Source organism: Paenibacillus sp. FSL H3-0329 (assembly GCF_037963285.1).
In the GTDB taxonomy this organism is placed as follows: domain Bacteria; phylum Bacillota; class Bacilli; order Paenibacillales; family Paenibacillaceae; genus Paenibacillus_AQ; species Paenibacillus_AQ odorifer.
Genome location: NZ_CP150150.1, coordinates 1,619,861 through 1,645,351 on the forward strand (window position 1 = coordinate 1,619,861; position 25,491 = coordinate 1,645,351).

General features: G+C 41.6%; 14 protein-coding genes and 2 pseudogenes. 15 read left to right on the plus strand and 1 reads right to left on the minus strand.

From position 1 onward, the window contains the following. The first annotated feature begins 262 nt into the window (after positions 1-262). The 8 genes and pseudogenes from NSQ66_RS07045 to NSQ66_RS07080 form a co-directional block, all read left to right on the plus strand. Positions 263-2,815 (plus strand): DEAD/DEAH box helicase, encoded by a 2,553-nt coding sequence (locus tag NSQ66_RS07045; protein ID WP_339279636.1) that lies wholly within the window; start codon positions 263-265, stop codon positions 2,813-2,815. A gap of 3 nt (positions 2,816-2,818) precedes the next feature. Continuing rightward, complete coding sequence (locus NSQ66_RS07050; RefSeq protein ID WP_076141159.1) at positions 2,819-5,578, plus strand: DEAD/DEAH box helicase; 2,760 nt, start codon at positions 2,819-2,821, stop codon at positions 5,576-5,578. Between the two features lie 93 nt (positions 5,579-5,671). After that, positions 5,672-7,465, plus strand: coding sequence for an AAA family ATPase (locus tag NSQ66_RS07055; RefSeq protein WP_076141160.1), 1,794 nt, complete (start codon positions 5,672-5,674; stop codon positions 7,463-7,465). Then, positions 7,462-8,838 carry a hypothetical protein gene (locus NSQ66_RS07060; protein ID WP_076141161.1) on the plus strand — a complete coding sequence of 459 codons (1,377 nt, stop codon included), beginning with the start codon at positions 7,462-7,464 and terminating at the stop codon, positions 8,836-8,838. Before NSQ66_RS07055 ends, NSQ66_RS07060 begins: the two co-directional genes overlap by 4 nt. An 81-nt stretch (positions 8,839-8,919) precedes the next feature. Then, positions 8,920-11,103 carry a DEAD/DEAH box helicase gene (locus NSQ66_RS07065; RefSeq protein WP_076141162.1) on the plus strand — a complete coding sequence of 728 codons (2,184 nt, stop codon included), beginning with the start codon at positions 8,920-8,922 and terminating at the stop codon, positions 11,101-11,103. A 1-nt stretch (position 11,104) separates the two neighbouring features. Then, entirely contained in the window at positions 11,105-14,293 is a 3,189-nt protein-coding gene (locus NSQ66_RS07070) for an ATP-binding protein (protein ID WP_076141163.1), read from the plus strand. Between the two features lie 419 nt (positions 14,294-14,712). After that, entirely contained in the window at positions 14,713-16,218 is a 1,506-nt protein-coding gene (locus tag NSQ66_RS07075; protein ID WP_081388048.1) for a recombinase family protein, read from the plus strand. A gap of 27 nt (positions 16,219-16,245) precedes the next feature. Next, positions 16,246-16,629, plus strand: a pseudogene (locus tag NSQ66_RS07080) (sigma-70 family RNA polymerase sigma factor); the annotation flags it as partial. 392 nt (positions 16,630-17,021) lie between these two features. Here NSQ66_RS07080 and NSQ66_RS07085 read toward each other — a convergent pair. Further along, positions 17,022-17,987, minus strand: coding sequence for a nitronate monooxygenase (locus NSQ66_RS07085; RefSeq protein WP_076098918.1), 966 nt, complete (start codon positions 17,985-17,987; stop codon positions 17,022-17,024). Positions 17,988-18,290: 303 nt separating this feature from the next. Between NSQ66_RS07085 and NSQ66_RS07090 the strand changes: the two are divergent. The 7 genes and pseudogenes from NSQ66_RS07090 to NSQ66_RS07120 form a co-directional block, all read left to right on the plus strand. After that, a pseudogene (locus tag NSQ66_RS07090) lies at positions 18,291-18,550 on the plus strand (sigma factor); the annotation flags it as partial. Between the two features lie 504 nt (positions 18,551-19,054). Beyond that, the gene (locus tag NSQ66_RS07095; RefSeq protein ID WP_248547758.1) at positions 19,055-19,213 is read left to right on the plus strand and encodes a hypothetical protein; all 159 of its coding nucleotides are present in this window, start codon (positions 19,055-19,057) and stop codon (positions 19,211-19,213) included. Positions 19,214-19,469: 256 nt separating this feature from the next. Then, positions 19,470-20,084, plus strand: a complete 615-nt coding sequence (locus NSQ66_RS07100; RefSeq protein WP_249267684.1) for a Gfo/Idh/MocA family oxidoreductase — start codon at positions 19,470-19,472, stop codon at positions 20,082-20,084. 501 nt (positions 20,085-20,585) lie between these two features. Further along, entirely contained in the window at positions 20,586-21,218 is a 633-nt protein-coding gene (locus NSQ66_RS07105) for a carbohydrate-binding family 9-like protein (protein WP_076098916.1), read from the plus strand. A 224-nt stretch (positions 21,219-21,442) separates the two neighbouring features. Then, the gene (locus NSQ66_RS07110) at positions 21,443-22,321 is read left to right on the plus strand and encodes an ABC transporter ATP-binding protein (protein WP_249267678.1); all 879 of its coding nucleotides are present in this window, start codon (positions 21,443-21,445) and stop codon (positions 22,319-22,321) included. Further along, the gene (locus tag NSQ66_RS07115) at positions 22,318-24,777 is read left to right on the plus strand and encodes a hypothetical protein (RefSeq protein WP_076141164.1); all 2,460 of its coding nucleotides are present in this window, start codon (positions 22,318-22,320) and stop codon (positions 24,775-24,777) included. Before NSQ66_RS07110 ends, NSQ66_RS07115 begins: the two co-directional genes overlap by 4 nt. Continuing rightward, a complete protein-coding gene (locus NSQ66_RS07120; RefSeq protein WP_076141165.1) occupies positions 24,774-25,466 on the plus strand; it encodes a hypothetical protein in 693 nt (230 codons plus the stop codon). The genes NSQ66_RS07115 and NSQ66_RS07120 overlap by 4 nt, the downstream gene beginning before the upstream one ends. Positions 25,467-25,491: the final 25 nt, after the last annotated feature.

The following is a 25,491-nucleotide window of genomic DNA, read 5'->3' on the forward strand; positions in this document are numbered from 1 at the left end:
TGTCGAATTAATTCGAATAAGGGAATATTTTCAAATGAACATACGTTCGCTGACATGTGGATGTCTAGGTAATATGGTCTAATGGAAACAGGCGGTAAGATGAATGGATGGAGGCGGAGTAGAAATGGCGTTTCTGAAATGTTCAGTATGTTCAAGTATGCTTAAGGCTGTTCAAATATCTCATAGAATTAGTCAGGTTGGAGAGCAGCGGAGATTAGAGTATACCCCCACTGGAATCCAATGTTCAGATTGGTCACCCATAATGGAAATCTATAAAAATCATCTGGAAGGAGTCTACTGCCCGGAATGTCAGGCCGTTGTCCATCTGGAAAAAGCTGAAATTCCGTTGTGTGAAGATTCTCGGATTCCGGGTGTGAGCAGTAGTGAGTTCTCCGCTCATGAAGTTCTGGAGAAGCTAAAAGCATTAGCCGATGTTGAGGATGCAGAGATCTACGTACATACGTTACCGGCAAAAGAAGCTATTTATGCAGAAATTCCAGATTTCACACCGCAGCCGATACGGGAAGCTTTGAGCCGAATGGGCATAAATCAACTTTATGATCATCAGAGGGAAGCAGCAGAAGCGGTCCATGCAAAATCTAATGTGGTGTTAGTTACTTCTACTTCTTCCGGAAAGACCTTGTCATACAACTTACCTATTCTTAGTTATCTTTATGAACACCCGGAAGATAAAGCTTTGTACCTGTTCCCAACCAAAGCCTTAGCTAATGATCAGTTGGATCAGCTCAAACGGTTTGGCGAAATAAACCCATCTGCTCAACCATCCTTGGATGATTGGTTTGAGACCCCATTGAAGTTGGGCGAACGTATCATTCATGTAGGTCGACTGGATGGGGATACCGAAAATGGGCCAAGGCAGCGGATCATGGAACAAGCACAGATATGGATGAGCAACCCGGATATGATTCATCATTCTATCCTTGGTCAGGTGCAAGTGTTGAAATATACTTCTGGTCAGCATATCCGAAATTATCTCAGAAATCTCAAATTCATAGTGTTGGACGAGATGCATTTGTATCGCGGTACGTTTGGGTCCCATGTTGCACTTGTACTACGCCGATTGCTTAAGGTTTGCCGTGAGCTAGGAAATACCCGAAACATTCAGATCATAACCAGTTCGGCTACTATAGATAATCCGGTGAAATTGGCTCAGGATCTAACAGGTCTTAAAGAGTTTGTACTCATTGATACGGATGGTTCAGCTCATCAGCGCAAAGAGATCGTTCTATGGAATCCAGGGATATCAGCTGGTGAGCAGGTTAGACGTGCACCCTCAACGGATGCAATTACGATTGCTAAGCAAGCTATGACAGTCAATCAGAAAGTAATTAAGAGTATTATCTTTCAGCCCTCCCGGAGTCAGACGATGGTGTTTACCAAATATATTAAAGACGTTTTAAGACAGCCTCTTCGCTTGCCAAAGGAACGTGTCGAAGGAGAAAAACTAGCTGCCTTTTACACGGGAATATTGCCTAATGAGACTCGGAAACGAATTATCGAACGTCTGAAATCCCACGACATCCACGTCGTTATTACTACGAATGCACTTGAAGTAGGGATTGATATTGGTGATTTGAGTCTGGCTGTCTTGGTTGGATATCCTGGTTCGAAGGCGGCATTCTCACAGCAGATCGGACGTGTAGGGCGGAAAGGTGAGGGTGTTGCCATACTCATCTGGCAGGATGATCCGCTTCAGCAATATTACATGCGTAATCCGCATGAATTTCTGCATAAAGCGCCTGAAGTTGTAAGAATTAATCCGACTAATTATAAGCTATTGGCGCTTCATTTACCTTTACTCCAAGAAGAACTTGGGCGGGATTTAACGGAAATAGATCTGAAAAGTATGTTTCCGAACCTACATGAGGAATTTATTCAATCCGTCTTGCAGACCGCAGTTGCAGCAGAAGGAACAGAAGAAGCGGTTGTAGATAAGAAGTTTAGTCTCCGTTCAATCTCAGGTCAGAGTTATAGTGTTTCTATTCGTGGGCAGAATTATGCAGTTGTGGATGGGTTGGATGAATGGAGCGCTATGCGAGATTTTCATGAAGGAGCCATCTACTGGACACCAGGGGATCGAGCATACCGAGTGGATTCTATTAATCGCCGGAAAGGTGAGATTATTCTTTTGCCTATCCAGGAGCTAACTTATCATACTCAATCTTCTTATAGAGATACTATCGATATTATACAGACGTACCAGAGACATGATTTTGAAGAGCTTCATATGGCTTATGGTGAGTTAGAGATTAAGAGAAGTGTATTTGGCTATAGAAAACTGTTCTTTGGGCAAAAGAGTGATTCAGAACAAGTGGCTCTAACTCATCCATCTGTAACGAAATTTGCTCCAGAAGGAACGTGGCTAACCATTACAGATTCAGATTGGCTGCTGCTAAAAGAGAATATCCAGGAATGGGCAAGTGAACATCGAACTACCGAGATGTTGAAAGAAGCTTCACTTCATGCCGCCCAGCATGCTATGACGTCGGTAATTCCGGATATGATCATTTGTGATGCTAATGATTTTACAGGTTTCTCTGCAAGCGGAATGTCTGCTTTTGCTAATCGACCGGTTATCGGGTTCTATGGAGAAAATGGATCTGGGCTTGGAACGATCGAGGCAATATATGAGAACACGCCTAAGGTAATGCGTAAGGCACTTGAGCTTATGGAGAGCTGCCCTTGTAGTGAAGGATGTCCAAGTTGTGTTCAGCTCCCCGGTAAGTACAATGTTGAACTATTTAAACCTGGAGCAAAGATACTCCTGAAATCTTTAATCGAGAGGAACGATTAAGAAATGCCTCTGATATGTTCATCTTGTGGAGCAGTTAAACCCTATGGCGATTTTGTACAGATCAGCTATAAAGCTGACCCTAGAGGCTATCGTCGGGGAATTCAGCAACGAGCGAATGGTGTCCACATCACCGATTGGCAATCCCTTGAAGCTGAATATGAGAGCGATAGCGAACAAGAAGAAGGCATTTTTTGCATTGAAGATGGAAGTCCCATAATGAGCAGTTTGCTTATGACGGAAGAAATGGATTTGCTTCTAGATAGAAGGCTACCACTTCAAGAGACATTTCATAGCAGTCTCCTTGCCGGACAATTAGTAGAACTGAGCAAACGCCTTCGAGCGGATGTATTTGTCCATGAAACTGATGAGATACAAGGCATGTACGATGAGCATATACCAATGGAGAGTTGGATGCGTAGTAAGCTTGAAACAATGGGAATTAATAAGCTCTATAAGCATCAGGGTGAAGCAGTCGAAGCGATAAGACAAGGACGGAATGTAGTTATTTGCACAAAGACGGCATCTGGTAAATCGTTGTCATATAACATTCCAATTATGGAAAAACTCGTAGCTGATCTAAATGCTTGCGCGCTCTATTTATCGCCATTTAAGGCCTTGGTCGAGGATCAATTTGCTCATTTACAACAGTGGGCAGATTTGGAAGAAGAAAATGTAAGCAACTTCAAAATGGCTGGTTTCTCTAAGCTTAAGGTCCATGGAACAGAAGTGCCTGCTGGCCTTCTTTTCGGTCAACGTAATATTCCTCAGCATATGAGGAAGGACCAGGCCTCCAATTTGGTATTTGAACAGGGACGCTATTGGCTAACCAATGTTCATTATTTGCATCCCATTCTTCAAAGCATAGGAGCACAGACAGGAAAGGCTTCGCAGTTAATTAGATTCTTAACGAATCTCCGTTATATCGTAATAGATGAGCTGCATCATTACTCCGGTATGATTGGTTCAAAAGTGGCTATGGTCATTCGCCGCTTAAGAATGTTATGTGAAAGATTAGGCAATCGGGAGATTCAATTCATTGCATGTTCTGCTACTATAGCCAATCCTAAATATTTGGTTGAGGAATTAACAGGTAAGAGGGGGATACAAGGGTTCCATGAAGTTATGGAAAGCAACGCACCGATTAATAAAAAGGATATTGTTCTATGGAACCCTGGTCTTATAGATATAGAGCATAAAAGAAGAGCAGTTGCATCCGATCTTTATGAGATCCTAAAAACGGTTTACAGAAATGGGCAATGGCCGAGAAGTATTATTTTCTCTAGTAATCGTCAAAAATCTCAGCTTTTAAGTAGAGAACTCAATATGATTCTAAGAACACACCTTAATGAGTCCGGATCAATAGAATTGAAAGAAGGTCAGGACTTATTTCTTCCGTATCATGCTAATTTACCTCAAGAAATCAAGGAACAAACTATAAAGAAGCTACAACAAGGTGAAATATTAGGCGTTGTCGCTACTAAGGCCTTGGAGGTAGGGATTGATGTGGATTGTCTGGATCTATGCATCATGCTTGGTTACCCTGGATCTCATGCCTCCTTCTGGCAACAAGCAGGTCGAGTAGGCAGAGGCGGAGATGGTTTAGTTGTGATGATGTTACAGGAGGAGCCATTACAACAATATTATGCCCGTAATCCGCTAGAATTCTTCCAGCAGATACCGGAATCTGCTGCTATTAACATTAACAATCCAAAAATATTAAGGGAACATCTTGTTTATGCAGCGCATGAGCAAGGAGGGACGATCTACAATGCAATTAATTACGTTCGTGCCAGCGTCCTTCGGAAGGTATTAGCTGAGGTTGACGAGCAATGGCAACAGGCTGAAGGAAAACTTATGTATATGGGTGAGTCTCCAAAGTATCTGCCATTGATTGCGATGGGTGAAACATACACCGTCGTGAGTAAGAGTGGATGGAACGAAACAATATTGTTTCAGAATGTAGATACTCGTTCCTTGATAAGGGATTATCATGTAGATGCGATCTTTTTGGGATCAGATAACCGAAGTTATTACAAGGTAAAGTGGATCGATAAGAGGCAGCGGAAGGTTCTAGTGGAACAGGTGAGATCGGACTATCTTACACGAGGTATTGTACGGGATAGTATCGAAGTGAGTGATATTACTAAGCTCATATTAGTTGGTAATGAGTTGAAAGCGAACATTGGGAATATAATTGTAAAACGAAACACATTCGGCTACAAGAAAATATACACACACAATGAAAAACCATCAGAAACGGTACAGCTAACCAATACCTACCCTGTTTCGTTTCAAACAGATGCACTATGGTTGCTGTGGGATGAACAAGGTAAAAGTCAGCTTAGAAATCTTTTAGCGGGCATACAAACAGTATCAGATCTTACATTCGAGGAGCTTCTCGATGGAAGTATACATGCAGCTGAACATGCTCTAGCCGCAGCAATTCCAGCTATTGTGAAATGCAGCGCTGCTGACTTTCAACATGTCTCATTTCACTCGAGTTCAACTTTGTTCGGGATGCCAGGTTTATTTATATATGATAGCCAAGTCGGAGGGGGATCAGGGATCGTAGAGGTTGTTGCTGAAAAGTTTAACGTGCTGTTGAAAAAGGCTGAACTAATGATGACAAGCTGTAGATGTTCTAATGGCTGCCCGTCTTGTGTCCAGCTCTTCCAATGTGAGCGTCAGAATGAACCATTGCATAAGGCCGGTGGGGTGGTTGTTATTCAGTCACTTCAGAGACATTTTAAGGAAATTATATAAGAGTTATTTAGAGATCGAGAATTAAGGCATTTGTGTGATTGAAATGAATGGTTTGAATTAATGAAATTACAAAATTTGAGAGGATTAAAAATCATGGCAAGATTTAAAGAATGGGATACTTCAGATGTCTATCGCTACGCGAATGAATGGAAAGAAAAAAGTCTTATGGATGGGTCATCTTTGCTCTGGCCATCGGAAAAGATATGGACTACTGATAATTTGAACGCATTTAGAGCTTGTTTCATTGATAATACCGATGAATCAACAGAAGCATTCGAAACGAAATTGAAGGGACAACTTAGTGGCCAGAAATCAGAGGTTGTGCAGCTCGCTTGTGAACTGGTCTACCTGTATCTGCTTTTCCCATCCAGCATAAGCTATCGCAGGAAGAAAGAACTGCTTAAGACAATAGCCTCTTTTGCGAACCTATTACTTGATGATCAGAATAATGCTCTAACTGCTCTTGAACATGGTATCGGTGGACCGGGAATAGCCTACAATACAAGACGCTATAATGAGATACGATACATAGCAATATTTGCTGATACTATGCTGCAAATGTCAGAAGAAGAGAGGAAAGAGCTTGCAGCAGATCATCTAAAAGTTCGCGGTTTGTTAGATAAACTTAAGGAAGAAGGGAATCCACTCTCCCGCCATATTCTTTTGCATCTGTTTTATCCTGACCTGTATGAGCGAATGGCGAGTGCTAGTCATAAACAACAAATAGTCGAGGCTTTCTTGGATATGCTGGATGAGGATTCTATCCCTGTAGATGTAGATGAGCGTATCCTAGCAATTAGAAAACAATTAAGTGAAATTCTCTGTGAACCGGATCTTGATTTTTATCGAAGTCCTCTCATGGAGTGTTGGGATTATGGTGATCATGAAACAGATGTGCTTCCGATTCAAGGTTTAGAAATCAAAAAGCAAATTGTTATATATGGGCCTCCAGGAACCGGGAAAACCCATGAAGCGAAAGAATTAGCAGAGCGTTTTATTCGGCAGGAGACATTGCGTCAGTGGGGAGCGGGTAAGTTTTTTAAGAATCAGAATAACATAGATGAACTGTTGCAGCAGAGGGTTCGGCGTGTACAATTCCATCCCGGTTATGGTTATGAAGATTTCATTCGAGGAATGCAGCTTGAACAGAATCGGACCGTTTACAAAAATGGTGTATTCATGCAAGTCCTTGAAGATGTGAAGGCAGCGGAAAACGGAATAGGTAAAGGCCTGCCTTTTGTCTTCATTCTGGATGAGATGAACCGTGCGGATTTAAGTAGGGTGCTGGGGGAGTGTTTCTCCTTGCTGGAAGATCGGGAAAGTGAAGTGCTGCTAGCTGGACAGGATGGGAACTCATTTTCGCTTGCCGTACCTGACAATCTTTATATAATTGGGACCATGAATCTGATTGACCAATCGTTGGAACAAGTTGATTTTGCACTTCGCCGCAGATTTTTATGGTTTTTCCGGGGGTTTGAACGTGAAGACTTAATATCCTTGGTGAAAACTAAATGGGAACGATGGCCGCAAAAGTATGGTAAACCCCGACAATGGAGCCGAGTAGAGGAGGAGTTTGAAGAACTCGCAGATCGGTGTGTCCGGATAAATACATTAATAGCTAATCATGAACTCATGGGACCACTCTACGTCATTGGTCATACTTATTTCAGCGATGTTGTTTCTTTTGCACAGAAGTACATTTATTCTCAACCCGGAGTTCAGCAGGTTTTATGGAATCGAAAAGGGCAGGGTCGTGGACCAATTTCTGGGTTGTGGAATTATTCGCTAGCTCCATTATTGGAGCAATATCTGTCTGGAGCAGATGCATACGAAAGAAAGTTGTTAATGCAACAGGCGAAAGACATATTTCTAAAAGGGCAAGTATGAGAACTTCACAGGGAAATATAGAGATTATTGCGAAAGATTTATCTGAGATCAAGCTGAGACATAACGATGAGAAGCTATGGATACAGGATTTATGCTGTAATTTGGACAAAGAACGTTTCACCTTTCGTCTTACTGGGAAAATAGCAGATGAAGAGCCAATTATCGAATTCCGCAATGGACAATGGTATGCGGGACGTTATGTGGGGGAGATCAGCTACAAGGGGAGAACGCTGCGAATCATACCTCGTTATGAAAGCTCATTCCATCGCTGGATCAGTAAGATTTGGGGAGTGCGTATGATTCAGAGCAATGGATCTTATCGTGGATCTAACATGTGGTTGTGGGAGCTGATTGCTCGAATTTGGGGTGATCAGCTTATGCGTGGAAGCAAGCACGGTCTACCTTATACCCGCATAGAGGAAACTTTGAAACTGCCTTCACTGCGCGGTCGTATGAAAGTAATGGAAACCGCACTTGAGGTAGGGAAAGGGACAAATCGTCTCGTGAGTTTATCTAGAACCAAAGTCATTCATCCTACTATTTCCAATGTTCTCAGCAAAGCTTACCGCCAAATTAAGAAAGAGCTGGGTCATGGTGATGACCGCACTTGGCTTTCTGATAAAGGAAGGGAGATTATCGGGCTTCTACTTCAAACATCAGCAAGCAGCTTATCGAACTTCACTGCGGCAAATAAACTACCTCAGATAAAATATACTGCGATCCTGGAGTCATATCGTTCAGTCGTAGAATTATCGTTGAAGATATTACATCAGAAATCGATCGGTGCTACTTCGACAGGAACCCAAGAGATAACAGGAACCTTGCTAGATATGGCTGAGATTTGGGAATTATATGTGTACCATTTGTTAAAAACTACTGTAGCAGGAGTTGAAGTTGTCCATACAGGGCGGGAGAGAGAGGCATCTGGGCACCTGTTTCAAAACATGGATGGGCACAAATTAGCAGCCTTGAAGCCGGATATTTTATTGAGGAATCCCTTATCAAAACAAGTACTTGCCGTCGTGGACGCTAAATATAAGCATACGTTTGCAAGTCTATCCAAGCCAACCGGTTTGGAGCGAAATGACCTTTATCAAATTCATGCGTATATGGATGCCTTTTCTAGTCCGGGCAATACTGTTCCAGGAGTTCTAGTGTATCCTGATGAAAGTGAAGCTAAAATTCGTCAATATCAGATGGGGAATCCTTGGAGTTCTTTTCAACAGAAAAGCGATCTGTATTTTTATGGGGTGAACGGAGAACTAAGCGAGGGAGAGCCGACTAAAGGATTGACCCTGTCTGAAGAAAAATTTTGTGCGGGAATACGTGAATTAATTGGAGTGAAAATAACTAAGATACCAGAGTTTCAGTAAAAGTGGTGGAAGACCTTTTAAATGAGTGACTAAGCTTCCACCACGTAAATGAACTCGAAATTATCTGCGTAGGAGGAACTTATGCGAACTGGAAGTACACTTATGCCCTTATCAGAAATTGAATTAATGCCTCTGCAATATGCCGTAATAACAAGATTGGAGAGAAACGGCTTTGCATATATATTTGATGAGGTTGGTTCAGGGAAAACAATTCAAACTGGACTAGCTATTTGGAACATCATTAAAGATAACCCTAAAGCAAGAATATTGATAATTTGTCCTAAAAGCATTACATACAATTGGTACAGTGAACTTTTACAAAAATTTGGATTTGATTTTAAGATTGTTGAGGGAATCAAGGGTTCTCTTTTTAGCTGTGACCCTCGTATAGCTAATCTACTTATTACAGGTTCAGATGCAAGTACGAAAGCGTCTAGGCCGAATGAAGGGTTAAATAGATTAGCACAGGAAAATGAGGTGACTGAACAATCAAGTGATTCATGGTGGGATCTAATTGTTATTGATGAGGCTCACGAATTTAAAGGAACCTCATCTTCTCGTTTCCAGACTATCAGGAAAAACTATTCTGCAAAAAAGGTTCTTTTTTTAAGTGCGACACCTATAAAAAATGCAATAGATGAATTAGAAACTGAGTTAGAGCTTGTTGCCACTCTATTGAAAAAGGAAAAAGAGAAAGGAAGGGTTTTGCCAACGCTTGATAATTCCAAGGAATATCTTGGCTTAAAGTTATTATCTCTCGATCCCCAAAATCCGTTTTCTCGAAATTTTAAAGAAATAATTCGTCTATGTAAAGCAAATGTTGTAGGAGAACAAATTGACTCTGATGCCCATTATTTTAAAAACAGGGTCATTCATAGACTGACATACAATATTAATCATGAAAATTGGAAAGCCATTACGGAACACTTAAAAGGATATTATGGGTTTGGTTATTACCAAGCTATCGGGAATATTCATCAATTGGTTTTCCGTAATAGTATAGATATTGACCCTAAGTTGAGTGAATGTCTTATATACCTAAAAGATAAAGTGAAAAGTAATGAGAAGGCAGTTATATTCTGTACCCGAAAGGCTACAGTGGAATATATTTGTGCTGCCCTTCGAAAGGAATTTGGTAAAGACGGAGTACTTGGCATGACAGGGGATACACATGAGATTGGAGAACGAAAGCAAGTTCTCGCCAGAATTGGCACGATGAAAACCAATCTTGGTGAATATGAATATGTCAGGTTTCTTGTAATCATAGATAAGTTAGCGACGGTGGGCCTAAACTTACCCACTTTTAATCACATTGTTAACTATGAATTACCGTTTACGCCCGCTGATATAGAACAACGATTTGGTAGAATTGATCGTATTACTGGTCAAGATCATTATGACTTGCATATGGTTTACTTTTGTGAAGAGCAGCCTAATAATGTGGAATATGCTGCGCTTGACAGTGCATTTATTAATCTTTGTGTGACAAAATTAGTTTGGAGTATTTTGGACACCATTCCATCCAAGAATACAATTATTGATATCATTAGCAATGACATTAATGTAGTCGCTTTGCGATTTGCTTTCGTTAAAACATTTCTTGATATTGAGAAGAAATGTAATGTGGATTGGGATATTTCACTAGAAGCGATGTACGCTTACATTGAAGAAGTTCTTGGAGTCAATGAAGATTATACTTTTCAATGCCAACTTTTTTATCAAGAAATTATTAAAACAAGGGATTCCGATTCACAAGTAACCTTTGTTGAAATAATGAGTCACATGCAAAATCAGTACTTAAAATCATTAGCTGTGGTGTTAGGTAACGATAACTTATGTCAAATGTTTTTAGATAATGAAATGACAATATCAGAGTTTGTTGAAGCCGTTGGGCTCCAAAGAAAAATTAAGACTGATAATGCGATTTTTTATAAAGACGAACTAGAAAACATAGTACCCATTACTCTTAAGGATCTGGCAAAAAAAATTGTTCCTAATCCAAATGAAGAAATGACCAAACTTTATTCAGAAGTGAAGCAAATTCAAGATGAACTTAAAAGCTTTCAACTGGAATGTGGAAAAATTTGCGAGAACAATAATGTGAATTTCAAAAAATTAGGTGAGCTTCTAGTTAACATAGAGGATAATAGCATATTTCTTTCAGCAACTCTGATTAATATCTATAAACATTTACTCAAAAATCGATATATTAGCATGAATCTTTCCGAGTTTATTACTGGTTGGAATGAAAGGCGGAATGAGTAATATGACATGGCAAGAAGAATTAAAAGGTTTGTATAAACAATATATAAGCCCTGATCCTGGAAGTCTAAGTTGGGTGCTTCTAATGGATTTATTTGAGATGAATACATTGGATTTAAACAAGAAAGAATCGCCGGAACTTGATGAAAAATTGAGTAGTTATACCCAAAGTCTCTTGCTAGATGGGGATACATTCAGTAAAGAGTTTTTGGATGTCTATTCCGTTATTGATTCGACGAAGCAAGCTGTACGCGGCGAATACAGTCAGCGTTCTATAATAAAAGAACTATTGCAAAATGCGTTTGACTGCAAGTATGGAAATGAAACAATAGAAATAGAAGTAGCGTTCTCCAAAGAAACCCAGTATAACATCATATCTTTATCCTATAACGAACTAGGTTTTGACAATTATAGTTTACTGAAATACTTGTATTTAGGTAAGAGTCAAAAAGAGAAGGGGCTACATGAAGGACGATTTGGCATCGGAGCTAAGTTTGGTGTATTTTATCATACCGATGAAATTGTATTACAAAGCACTAACGGAACCAATAAGTACGATATTTGCATTGAACGAAAAACCAATTCTCTAAAAGAAACATATCTCGCAATTAATCCCGAAAGATTTAAAGTGGAGTCTACAAATGAGAATAAAACTTCGACTACAATACAACTTAAATTACTAGAAGATACTTTATTTAATGCAATTCATACTGATTTCGAGATGTTATTAATCAAGAAAGGTGATTATGTAAATATAATCGAATTCTTCTTTGCTTTGAGAAAAGCTGCGAATCGAGGCATAAAGAAAATTTCTTTAACGGTACAATTGAATACAGGTATTAAACAAAATTATTTATTCTCGTATTCCAAAGATAGTTGTTCTCTCCAAGTAGATGGAAAAGAATACTTAGTGTTTACCTCATTTGATTCACTAGATAGTGGTATTTCATATCTTGTTCCACAAAGAATTAATAAAGACTCAAGTAAATACTTGGAAAGTGAAAAATTTCGTTACTTTTCTACATATGAATTAACAGAAGGTGAGTCGCACTCTGCATTTTTCATAAGCGTCCCTAACAAATACGTGGGTGTGGATAGAAAAGGTTTGCGTGATCCAAGTTTGATTGAGTCTTTTATTGTACGAGACTTATCAGAAATGATTCAGAATGAGTCTGTTTTTAATGAAAATACACTGTATCATATATTGGAAAATCCTTACTCATATTCATACCTGATTCAATTTATGTTTAATTTTATGTATAAATTTAACACTGATAAAAATGCTAAGTCAATTAATTACCTATTGAGTAAAAGTGAAATTAGAGTTGGTAACCAATCATTTCCTATCGTTAAGACTCAGACTAGAATGATAAGAACAATTAAGTCTTTCGACGAAAAAAGTATTTTTGATAGAAATTGGGAAATATTGAACTGGGAGTATGCATTTTTAGTTTATTGTCGGGCACCAGTAGATAACCCGTATGATGGGCAACGTTGTGTAACATATGAGTATACGATATATTTTTATGAGCGTGGAATTAAGGAACCTAAGGCTTTTAAATATAATTTTGAAATTAATTATAATTCTAAAAAAGCTAATAACCATGAAGATTATTACATTAGACAACAAACTTATAAGGAAAAAATAACTGCATTTTATTACTTGTTTGAACATTATGCTCAACCTGTTTCAGAGTTGTCAGAATATAAAAAATGGATTGCATTAGAGTCGCTTGGTGAGTTAAATAAGAAAGATACGATAAACACAACACAAGAACTCAGCACTTTACTGCAGATCATTGGTAACCTTAGAATGGGTCTCGAATTTAAGGAACCTAATAAATGTATAGTTGATAGTAAAGAGTATAGTCTGCATAATTTCAACTTTCAAAATGGGATTTCTGATTTAATTGAGGTCATGAAGTTAATCCCAAAGTGGAGCGAACCACATTACCTTATTTCGCAATTCTTTATTAAGCAATATTTCAACAGCATTGTACCATTTGATCGCAGACTAAATGAATTGATTCAACATGCAAATTCATTTGAAGTTGAAAAAGGATACTATCTTTCATTGAAAATCAAAGAGTTGAATTATAGTTATTATTCATCTCTAAGAAAGCATGAGTTATTCCAGGACTGGGATCATGTAGTTGATTTATCGTTACTATATGGTCAAGAAAATACTAAAGATGTACTGAGTTCTTTATCGAAATTACATCCGAAACTACTTGAAAAGCTGGATATTAATTCACTTTGTAGCGAACTCAACATGCGTCCAGATTCATTGGAAACTTTTGAATTATTTATGCCGGAAGATCTTGCTAAAATACTCCCAATTGAACCAGAAAATTTATACGCTAAAGTTAGCAATATATATTTTGTGGATGTTAAGAAAGAATCATCCTGTCTTATTGGACTTACAAAACATAACATTTCACAGTTAGTATCACTGAATAGTATCGAGAAATTGATGGGGAATGATATTACGGAACTCTATGTTCTTTGCTCAAAACGAGATAAAAAAAGCATATGTTCGATTCTCGAATACTGGGTTACTGGAAAAAATGCCGGAAAATTGACTTTATTATCGGAACAAAAAGCAAGGGTGTCGCTTCTAGATCAATATCCCTATCACTATAAGCCATTCCCTCGGATCAAACAAGATGAGTGGAGTTTCTTATGTGAGCAAGCGTCCAATCTTGCTTCTTTGAGTGAGGACGAATTAAACCACCAGATACTCCGATTTATTAAGGACTTTAATACCACATTGTTTGGTTATGGTTATAAATGCAGCTTTTCTGCAGAATGTGGATATGAGGGGCTTAATGCGTTACCATTTCGTATAAAATTAGTGGAATACAATGGGTTGAGATTACCTATATTTGTATGTTGCAATGATTACTATGATATAGATGGTTGGAATGCTAAGGAAATTGAATTTAATGGAATTGAGTTATTTGATGTGATGAAAAGAATTCATAAAACAGCTGTTATTGACCCGGATTGTTATTCGGTTCACATAAATTATAATTACAAGGTCAAATACGAATCGCTAGAGATTGATACAGAGGAAAAAGAAATTATCGAAGATAGCAGCAATCCCGATTGTTTCAGGCAAGAAGTTAGACATCTTCGGCTGACACCATTTATGTTAGCGGTTTGGTATAACATATATTTGGGTTTTCAATAACCTTAAGCTGGTTATCTGGAAATATTAAATGCGAAGTATACTTGAACGATGCATGCAGCAAATCTACATTCTTATATGGGAATATGTGATTAGGAGGGAGTGTAAAGGAACAAATCAAATACAGTATCGACAGATTTCTAAAAAAAGTAAAAGATGAATAGAAGCTTGGAAATGTCGAAAGATTCATATTATTTCTTTAAGTGAATGAGTTGAAGATCGGTTTAAAAGTAGTTGTGACCTTGAACATCAAGCATATGTTCAAGGTCATTTTTATTTAACAAGTGTCCAAGCAGTACACGCATATCCTTCTACAAGGAGGGGATGCCGGGTGAATGTGAAACTTGTGGTAGGCGATTCCAATGACAGAGCACGTAATGCCTGTTATGATTACCTTCTAGAGAAGTTCAGGAGGGAGAAAAGTGATAGCTGTATATGCCAGAGTGAGTACGGAGGAGCAGGCGAAGCACGGGTTCAGCCTGAACGATCAAATTCGTCAATGCCGTCAGAAAGCGGGAACGAATAAGGTAAAGGAATATGTGGACGATGGGGTATCAGGTGAATTTTTGGATAGACCGGCATTAACCAAATTACGGGATGATATTCGAGAAGGAATTATTAATAAGATTATTTGTCTTGACCCGGATAGATTGTCTCGAAAGTTAATGAACCAACTGATCATAACTGATGAATTTGACCGGCGAGGGATAGAACTTGTTTTTGTTAATGGTGAATATGCTAAAACTCCTGAAGGAAATTTGTTTTATTCTATGCGTGGAGCTATAGCGGAGTTTGAGAAGTCAAAGATAACAGAACGTATGAGCCGAGGGAGAAAAGAAAAAGCAAGGCAAGGAAGAGTGCTGCGTGATTTTCAAGTTTACGGCTACAGTTATGATAAGGAATCAGAACAGTTTCTTGTTGATGAAGATGAGGCTGCTATAGTCAGACTAATATTTGATTTGTTTACACAACCCAATACAATTGTTCAAGGACTGAATGGTATAGCCTTATACTTAACCAGTAAAGGAGTACCCACAAAAAGAGGGGCTTCGATGTGGCATCGCCAAGTAGTAAGACAAATCATTATGAACCGAGCCTATATCGGTGAATTTTATCAAAATCGCTGGAATACAGAAGGCATGTTAGGGAATAAGCACAGGAACGATGAAGAAAAGATTCCTATGAAAGAGAGACCTAAAGACGAATGGATTCTTCTTCCTTGTCCTCCACTTATAGACGAGGCTCAATTCGAACATGCACAAATATTATTATCGGAGTCTAGAAGGAGATGGGCTCAAAAAAGCAAACACCCATATTTATTGAGCGGTTTGTTAAGATGTGGGGACTGCGGCAATACCATGACGGGACGATTGTCAAACAATTGGGGAAAGAAAGTACCGGAATATACAGACATTAAGAACACTGCAGGAGCCAAATCAAAGGGATGTGGACGAAGAATTAAGGCTCACCTGATAGAAGAACAGGTTTGGGACCAAGTGACAACCTGGTTAAACAATCCCGATGAAATCGCTGCAGCTTTGCAGGAAGAGAAGACCAAGGAGCCTTTTGAAACTGCTGAGATTATGAGGATTGAAAAGGAAATTGGGAAAACCAAAAACGCACGAAAGAAGCTAATTAAACTCTTTGCTGTTAGTGAAGATGGTATTGCTGAAGAAGATATTCGTCAAGAATTGAAGGAGCTTACGCAGAAAGAAGAAGGTCTAAATGCTCAATTGATTGAATTGAGCCATATGTTAAATTCAGCTCAAAATACAGAGTACAACATTCATGTCTTGATGGAAGCTGTTCAACATTACTTATCTAAAGGTCAGGCAGAACTTACTTTTGAAGAGAAACGTGATTTGATTCGTCAAGTCGTTAGAGAAATCAGGGTCTACGAAGATTCAGTCGAAATATTTACGTTTTAAAATATGCGCACTAATGACATTTAGATGGAAATTCTGATGCACCTGCGTTCGCTCAAGAAAACACGTAAAGACGTATCCCTGCATGATCCAATTGGGACGGACAAAGAAGGTAATGAAATTACACTTATCGATATCCTTGGCTCCGAAGCTGATGATGTCATTAAAGAAGTCGATCTGAAGATCGAAAAGAGTAAGATATATCGTAACCTTGATATTCTGGATGACCGGGAAAAAGAAGTTGTGGTTGGGCGGTTTGGATTGGATACAGGTGGAGAAGAGCGGACACAGCGGGAGATTGCCAAAGAGCTGGGGATCTCGCGGAGTTATGTTTCGAGGATAGAGAAGAGAGCGCTGATGAAGCTGTATCATGAGTTTTATAGGCTAAGCGGTAAACTCATAATCACAAGGTAGTATCCGTTAACCGGCATACATAGAAAGCTTCAAGGACCATATTAGAATTTTTTAGAGAAGATATAGTTCAGCGAATTTTTGTATTAAACCAACTCATAAAAATACATGAGAAAGGGAGAGGGCAAATTGTTAAGTGGTGCTCTGAAGAGTACATATATCCAGTCATCTTTTGCGATTATCCTGGGTATTGGGCATATTGCATTTTGGCTGTGAAGATATTTAGCTGTTGTTGCAATTAAAAAGAAAGGTACGGAAATCTTTAGTTAAATACAACACAAAAGCTTATTAAATATAACTAAATTTGAGTATCAAGCGAAATGAAAAACCACTTATGCTCGGAAATCCCAAGCTTGCTTAAGTGGTTAATCGTGCTTTTGAATCTTATAACAACCTTAAGTTGTCGGGTTCAGTGCCCCTTGATACTCATCCATTAAATTGTCGATAATCTGCTGTACGGACAAAATCTCTTTAATCTCATGAACTCTGGACCCAGCAAAAACCAATCCGTTCTTAACATCTCCTCTAAGGGAAGTGAGCAGGGATTCCATTGTACAGAAGCGATGTGAACAAACCTTTAGACAATTATAGCATTTGACTATCTTTAATTTGGCATCATTACTGATCCGGTCCGTAAATTCATTCCGAATCGCTCTACCTTCTAGACCCACAGTAGACTTGATTAGGACAGTATCTCCTTGCTGAGCATCTACGTACTTTTGCTTGAAGGCTAAGGGAGCATCACACTCAAGGCTAGCCACAAAACGGGTACCCATTTGAACACCAGATGCGCCGATCCGAAGGGCTTTTGCGATATCATCCCCTGTTAGAATTCCACCCGCAGCAATAACAGGAATCGAAACGGCCTCTAAGACTTCAGGAAGGATATCAAACATGGATCTGTCTGTACCTAAATGGCCTCCAGCTTCGAACCCTTCCACAACGACTGCGGAGGCACCAAGTCTTTCGGAAATTCGGGCTAATTTGGCGGATGAAACAATAGTTACGACAGGAGTACCATATTCTTTACCCCAAGCATAAATATCTCTAGAAATTCCGGCTCCGGAAATAATAAAGTCAACCTTTTCCTCCAAAGCAATCTTCATTTTTTCGGCAAAGTCCTTCACTGCGAATAGTACATTCACACCGATGTAGCCATTTCCTTTAGAGAGTTCTCTTGTTTTGCGAATATGCATTCTCAGCTCATCAGGAGTGATCCCTGTACCAGAGATGGTGCCGATCCCGCCTGCATTAGCTACAGCAGCGGCTAGTCCACTTAAGGATATGCCTACACCCATTCCACCTTGAATAACAGGAACTCTCGATTTAATATGTCCGAATTGGATTGTTGGAAGTTTCAATTACACACCTCTTTTGCAAGTTGTTGACATTATTAATACTCCTCTAGAGTAATAAGATATATCGTAACACAGCTAATTCTTTCCCGGATGTGACTGTAAACATGCTCAAACTATGTTAAATATCATGTCTTTCAACTGTTAAGTTGTTGATATCAAGTGAAAATTTAAGAAAACGAAGTGACTATTAAAAAAAGGACAATGAATAACAAAAAAAGAGCCATCCATCCGGTAAGACCTTCATACTTCTATCAACGCTTTTCTATCAAGAAAGTGGATTTTGACATCGTATCGTGTCCACAACCTCAAAAATTCGATAATGCCGGAGAAGACATGGAGGACTTAATCTCCATGGAACCATTGGCTTGATTAAAGCCATCGAGAGCTATCGTCCGAACAAAGGAACCAAACTAGCCACATTTGCTGCTCGTTGTATTGAAAACGAAATCCTGTTGCACCTGCGTTCGCTCAAGAAAACACGTAAAGACGTATCTCTGCACGATCCGATTGGGACAGACAAGGAAGGTAATGAAATTACACTTATCGATATCCTTGGCTCTGAAGCTGTATCATGAGTTTTATAAGGCGAAGCGGTGAGGATATTAGATAATAACTTAAGATTCACTATAGAGTGTTTTAAAAGCGACTTGCAAAAAGGGAGTTGCTTTTTTATGTGTGCCCAGCATTGGCGATCTATAGGGTTGAAGTTCCGCATACATCGTACAAAAATGGCAGACCTTGCGGCAAGCGATAGAAGAAAGAACCTATGAACCGAGCCCTTCCCCTACATAGAATTAGAAGGAATAACGGAATCGTGCAAAAAGTAACTTTCTTTGCTAAATAAAAATATCTATCATTCTTATATAATAAAGGTGACAAGGTATCATAACAAGATGCAGGTTATTCTGTAGTAGCCCGGTATTGTACAAATGTAAGAGAAGTATATGCATGAAGAATGGTAAATCATCAATGCCCAAGAAGACTAGACGTTGTAAGGAGACTTCGGTTTCTCCCAACAAGGAGCTTGGATCAACATAAAATAACCTCCGCGAGTGAGAAGGATAGGATGGATGCATCATGAAAAGGTACGGGGCGGTCGTGATAGGCTGCGGTTATATGGGCTCTCTCCACTTGGACGCGATATCACGACAGGTGCGGGTCCGGTTGATCGGCGTGGCGGATTGGAACCGGGACAGGGCCTCCTTAGTGGCAAGCCAATACGGAGCTGAGTGTTGGAGCACGGATTACCGGGTCTTGATAGAGCGTGATGATGTGGATCTGGTCATTATCGCCACGTACCCGTCCTCCCATCTGGGGATCGCAAAAGATTGTCTCGCTGCAGGGAAGCATATCCTATGCGAGAAGCCGATGGCGGGCAATGCACGGGAAACACAGGAATTCATGAAGCTGGCCCGTGGAGCTAAAACCAAGGTGCTGATCGGTCACATCCTTCGCCATAACACTACGTACCAGGCGGTTATGAAGATGATCCGGGAGGGCGCCATCGGCTTCCCTTTGGTCATCCGGCTATCCCAATTGAAGCCCTCCAAAAATTGGGCTTCCCACTTATCCCTGCTCCGGGACGTCTCGCCGATCGTGGATTGCGGCGTCCATTATATCGATGTGATGCGTTGGGCTACAGGGGCGGACGTAGTAAGCGTCAATGGGATCGGGCAGCGTCTCTACGAAGAAGTCCCGCCGTATACTTACAATTACGGACTCATGACCCTCCGTCTGTCGGACGGCTCCATCGGCTACTTTGAGACAGGGTGGGGCAAGGGGCTTCCGACTGATAACCGGAAGGAATTTATCGGACCGGCAGGCCGGATTCGCATCATATACAAGAACGAACGACCGCGAGAGGATCAGCATCTGGGGAATCTGATCGAGGTCGAAGACTACCAGAAAGGAGCGGTCCGGCAGATCAATATGGACTTCTCCGTAAAGCCTACGGGTGCCCAGCTGGACTATTTCCTGTCCATGCTGGAGAACAACTTGCCCCCTATACCGGCAATGGAGGAAGCCTGCCGGGCGATGGAGATCGCTCTCTTAGCCGACCGGGCGATCCATGAAGGAATTACGTTACCTTGCGCGAAATAAGGGTTGACCAACATGGTGATGGTAACAGGGGATGAACCGGTGCATGGTGTACACCTGCTGAGGAATAAATTGTCCACACCCATGCAAAGTACGGCAGCCGACATCAGTCAGTCGAACTGAGGGATGTATACGGTGCCGTCGGGTACCACCCGCTGGATCATCAACGGATTGCAGGGCTAGTAAGCTCCGGAGCCATATTCCGGGAGGTTCCATTCGGCGAGGTGAAGGTAGATTTCGACGCCTATTTCGCCGCATTGCAGGAGAACGGATACGGGGGGATCTGACCATCGATCGGGAAGTGGGGGATGCGCCCGAGGGGATATAGAGTGTGCAGTTCCATCATCCGCCAATACAGGTAACGGCAGACGGCCGTGCGAGATTTCGGGGATCGAGACTGCGTATTGGAAAACCGGTAAGTCGCGGGTCTAAATAATCAAGTTAATTAATAGGGTTGTTTTGCTGTGTTAGCCTAGTGGGATTTCCAACCGAAGGGAATGAACCATGGAAAGAAAATTAGAAACCTTAGTGATTTCCCGCCTGATAAATCAGACGGATGTTTCAGTTACAGAAGATTTCCAGATCATTAAACAGTATCAATGGCTTAAAGGATATAACCCGGTCGTTACAGCAAGATTAAATTACAGTCAGGAGGATCTGAAGCTTCAGTTTAAGGTTTACGAACAGAATCCAATACGAACATATAGAAACATGAATGATCCTGTGTATAAGGATAGCTGCATCGAGTTCTTTTTTCAGCCTACTCCGGATTCGGACCAGCGCTATATGAATTTCGAATTTAATGCGAATGGCGCAATTCTCTTGCAGATAGGAGCGGATCGGTATGATCGCTTCCCAATCACTATCAATCCAGCACTTTTCCAAGTCCTATCCACCACGGATCAGATTAATGATAAAGGGGAAGCGTATTGGGAATTAAGCTTTTCGATCTCATGGGCATGGGTACAATCTTATTTTTCGGATTTTCGGGCAGTGCCGGGAAAAAGGATAAGAGGAAACTTTTACAAGTGCGGCGATGAAACGGTTTATCCGCACTTTGGAACATGGAGCAAAGTTCATTCGAACAAACCAGAATTTCATAGAAGCTGTGATTTTGGGATTCTGTACTTAGAGTAACTGCGAAATGCAGGTTAATGAATAACTTCCGAAGCCGCATATACGGGGTTGGAGGTTTTTTTGTCGTAGTAGACACATCGAACAAATGTCATATTGGCAGCGCAAGGATACTATTATTTTAAAAAATCACCTGTTTTTTAAACTTTTAGAAGGGAGTGTCGTTATACTGTTCGACAATCTACTCGTGCGCACGGTAGTTGGCCAAGTACGAATGGAGGCAGGTAATGATGCATGTAGTTATCCAGCAATTGTGCAAAAAATATGGCAGTAAACAAGTACTGAACGGAATTAACCTGACATTGGGTACGGGTATGTTCGGCTTACTCGGTCCCAATGGGGCGGGAAAATCAACATTGATGCAAATATTGGCAACAGTAATACCGAAAACATCAGGGGATGTACAAATTGGACATTGCAAGCTTGGGCGGGATGAACGTGAAATTCGTGGCTTGCTTGGCTACCTGCCACAAGAGTTTGGCGTATATCGCAAGTTGACAGGCGCAGAATATCTCGATTATGTCGCGTCCATGAAGGGCATTACAAATGGAAAAGCCCGGAGGAAAGCAGTAGCCGAAATGTTGCGCCGAGTCAATCTGGAGGAGAAGCGCCATGTGCGTATAGGCAAATATTCTGGCGGGATGCGGCAGCGCATCGGTATTGCCCAGGCGTTGCTAGGTGATCCGCAGTTCATTATTGTGGACGAGCCTACGGCAGGGCTTGATCCCGAAGAACGCATGCGATTTCGTGATATGCTGACTGAGCTGGGTAAAGATCGTACTGTGCTACTGTCTACACATGTCGTCGCCGATATTGATAATAACTGTAAGAGTATGGCGATTATGAGCGGAGGGCGCATCGTATTTCACGGTACGCAAGAACAATTGCTCCAGCGTGTGCAGGGACAAGTGTGGACGGTCCAAGTGGGTGATGAGAAGCTTGCAGAGCTCAAAGAAACTGCAGCCATCGTGACTGCAAAGCGTTCAGGAGCCGGCTATGAGGCGCGTGTTCTTGCCAGTTCTGTCCCATTACCTGGAGCAGTCCAGGCAAAGGCAGGACTTGAGGACGGATATATCGCGGTCATGAGAGCGGGGAATAGCCAATGAGCCTAGTTCGCTATTACAAAACAGAGTGCAAGCTACTGCTGCGTGGCCCAGGCTTGTATCTAATGCTGGCAACTGTGGTCGGCATCCTGTATTTGATGTTTCAGACCGCCGATGCCAAATTGGATCGTGCAGTATACGTGATGGATATTTCTGAGGTGTATTGCCTTGTAGCCCTCATTATTTTGCCTTTGCTGGCAACAGCGATAGCACGGCGGGATGAAGAATGGAAGACAGCAACCATGATGGCTACCTTTCCGTATCGAACATGGGAAATGGAGGCTGCACGCTTGCTCTGTGCTGTAACCCTTCCGTTAGCAGCTGCGCTCGTGCCGATGGGGGCTTATGTATGGTTGGTCGTAAATGATGGCATCTCATGGGGAATGCGTGAATGGTATACCTCTGCTGTATTGGCTTCCTTTGCCATCCCGATGTTATTTGCAACTGTAATTGCCTACTTAGTAGGTATCCTTATCCGCAAGCGATACAGTTACTTGATCAGCTTCGTCCTGTTGCTTAGCTTGGCAATTATTTTACCGGAATTTTTTAAGACCGATCGCCCTTCTTTTTCATTACCCCCTCATACGCAGATTTGGTTCGATTATTCACTAGTTAAATATATTGGTAAGTCTTACTCACGTATGTGGGGATTTATATATGATCCGGCATTTTGGCTGCATCGCGGCATCGTTGCAGCTTTAGCAGCAGGAATGGTCATGACTGTTCTACTTGTAGTATGTAGACGCAGGCGGGAACGGGTCAAGGCATGGCTGGTCTATCCCACGATGCTGATTCTAGGTGCAGCATTGTTATGGGCAGGTAGTGCGATGTACGGATACCTGCAGGAACGGGCAGATATTGCGGATGCCAATGAACGTTTCTATCGCGAACGTCTTACTTCAGCCAATGATATCACGCAACAGCGTGAATTGGAGCAACTGCTCGTTGCTGGAATTGCAGCGGGTAAATATTCGGAGGCGGATATTGAGGAAATGTCTCGGATCACCCTTAACACAAACGGGAATACCAGCAATCCGCTCTCGGTATCGCATATTAAAGATCTGCTTGTCGGAATGAAGTTCCAGGATCTACACATTAACAGCTACAAGCTGAAGTTGGAATTACTGCCGCGGCATGGGTTAGAAATACAGGCGACGATGCAAGCAAGCAATGGACAAGCGGCAACACTAGAGCGATTCCCAATCATGCTGCGACATATCTTTGATGTACAGGAACTGAAGGTGAACGGTGCTGCTGCTGCCTATAAGTGGGAAGAGGCTACAGATGTACTTTGGATCAAGCCTGCAACGGATGTTATGCCAGGGGAGCATCTGGAGATCGAGATGACATATAGAGGTACCCTAAATGATTGGCGGCATTATTATTCCGTCGCTCCTAGCAGGGATAGATGGGAGCAGATCGCTGTTGTCGACGATAACAGGATTTTCCTGCCAGCTTTCTATGGCTGGTACCCTGTTATCGGCAATAGCCGGCTATCGGAATTGCTTACCGATCACTACGAATGGGGGCGTCACGCTACAGATATTCTGGACACACAACTGCCGCGCCCTATGGCGGGCTTTGAAGTTTCTATCACAGGGCCAAGTGGCTTGAAACTGTTCTCCAACGCCTCTGTCATTACTAGTAAGATGGCTGGAGAGAAGGGAGCGACCATCACGCGCCTGGAGCTGGATGAAGCAAGCGGACTTACATTATTTGGGGGCGATCTGCAACTTGCAGAAGCGACGGCAGACGGCAAGACGTTGCGTCTGTTGGCATCTGGTCAATTGCCTACCCGTTCTGTCGAAGAAGCAGCACAGTTCGCAGCCAGGCATTACGCCCAAGCAGCGCGTACTTTGAAAATGTTGGATGGAGAAGCTGCAACGAGCTTTCCCCAGACGGTTACTATGGCACTTGCCGATTATCCGTATTATAGTTTGAATATGGTGAGTATGAGTACCCTGGGCATGGTAGATGCAGCAGTTGGAGGTCCGGAAGCTCGCGATATCCACTTTTTGTCTAAGTTGTCTGAGTTAAGTTATTTTGGGACGGAAATTGAGCGAGGGAAGAATGGGAACATTCAACTGAGAACGGGGCAATACTGGCTTGATTACAGTGCCAAACGTAGAGAAATTAGAAATGCGAGAGTGTTAAATTTAAACGCCCAATTTACACTGAACAACTTTTTTCAGGCTTATAACGAGCTCAAGCTGGTCGGAGAGGAACTGCCAGATCGACTGTTCGAACCTGTTAGCAGCTATTTTTTGAACGGTACACCGAATCAGGTTTATGACCTTATGAATACCATATACAGCCAGTACGGTATTGAAAGTGTCTACGATGTCATCAAGCTTGTCTATGACAGTATTGGCACAGAGCAGCTAATCGAGGACAGTGATGAACAAATGGAAGCGCTTCTGCGAGGCTATTTGCAAAGGAAAATGGAGGGAGGACAATGAAGGTTGCCCTCATTCTTTTGTCCCGTACAAAATATGCTTGGCGCATCCTATGGGGCGGCTACTTGCTAGCTATAGCTATTATTGCGGCGCTGATAGCAGCTGGTTGCCTCATGCTGCCAATGATGATGCCCTCTCCTGGTTTTTATCATGTCAAAGTGGCTTTTATATTTGTGCTGCCTTTACTTGCGATTGCCTTGAGTGCTGCCTTGTTCGCCGATGATTTCAGTGAGGGTACTTTTGCCCATCATTTCAGCTATCCATATTCACAATTACTCGTGTTCGCCGAGCGAGGAGCGGTCGCTGCGCTATTGCTAGTTATCTATGAAGCAACGTTGCTCTGGGCAATTGACCGCTGGGCGATCGTTTTAAGTACGGCACAACTAGCTTACATAATTAAACATAGCCTCAGTGTGAATATGTTCCTTGGCGGTCTGGCGGCATTGGGCAGTCTGCTAGGGCGCAATATGGCTGTCGGGCTAGGAGTGGGGGCAACGGTGTGGCTGCTGGAGTATTTTATGTCCAGTATGCCGCTCAATCGGTACTATTTATTTCAAGCCGTCTGGCCGGTGAGCCGGTTCACAGATAAATCGCATAACGCTATCGCATTATTTGCAGCAGCTGGAATACTGCTTTTCTGCTGTATGCTTCTATTGGGGAAAGGCAGAGGTTGGCTCGTGTGCAGGCAATAGTGCTGAGCGAGAAAGGAGAGAGTCA

What these genes read in the sequence shown, in the direction of transcription:
- NSQ66_RS07045 (WP_339279636.1), top strand. Translation starts at nt 263, where the DNA reads ATGGAAATCTATAAAAATCATCTGGAAGGAGTCTACTGCCCGGAATGT.
- NSQ66_RS07050 (WP_076141159.1), top strand. Translation starts at nt 2,819, where the DNA reads ATGCCTCTGATATGTTCATCTTGTGGAGCAGTTAAACCCTATGGCGAT.
- NSQ66_RS07055 (WP_076141160.1), top strand. Translation starts at nt 5,672, where the DNA reads ATGGCAAGATTTAAAGAATGGGATACTTCAGATGTCTATCGCTACGCG.
- NSQ66_RS07060 (WP_076141161.1), top strand. Translation starts at nt 7,462, where the DNA reads ATGAGAACTTCACAGGGAAATATAGAGATTATTGCGAAAGATTTATCT.
- NSQ66_RS07065 (WP_076141162.1), top strand. Translation starts at nt 8,920, where the DNA reads ATGCGAACTGGAAGTACACTTATGCCCTTATCAGAAATTGAATTAATG.
- NSQ66_RS07070 (WP_076141163.1), top strand. Translation starts at nt 11,105, where the DNA reads ATGACATGGCAAGAAGAATTAAAAGGTTTGTATAAACAATATATAAGC.
- NSQ66_RS07095 (WP_248547758.1), top strand. Translation starts at nt 19,055, where the DNA reads ATGCATCATGAAAAGGTACGGGGCGGTCGTGATAGGCTGCGGTTATAT.
- NSQ66_RS07100 (WP_249267684.1), top strand. Translation starts at nt 19,470, where the DNA reads ATGATCCGGGAGGGCGCCATCGGCTTCCCTTTGGTCATCCGGCTATCC.
- NSQ66_RS07105 (WP_076098916.1), top strand. Translation starts at nt 20,586, where the DNA reads ATGGAAAGAAAATTAGAAACCTTAGTGATTTCCCGCCTGATAAATCAG.
- NSQ66_RS07110 (WP_249267678.1), top strand. Translation starts at nt 21,443, where the DNA reads ATGATGCATGTAGTTATCCAGCAATTGTGCAAAAAATATGGCAGTAAA.
- NSQ66_RS07115 (WP_076141164.1), top strand. Translation starts at nt 22,318, where the DNA reads ATGAGCCTAGTTCGCTATTACAAAACAGAGTGCAAGCTACTGCTGCGT.
- NSQ66_RS07120 (WP_076141165.1), top strand. Translation starts at nt 24,774, where the DNA reads ATGAAGGTTGCCCTCATTCTTTTGTCCCGTACAAAATATGCTTGGCGC.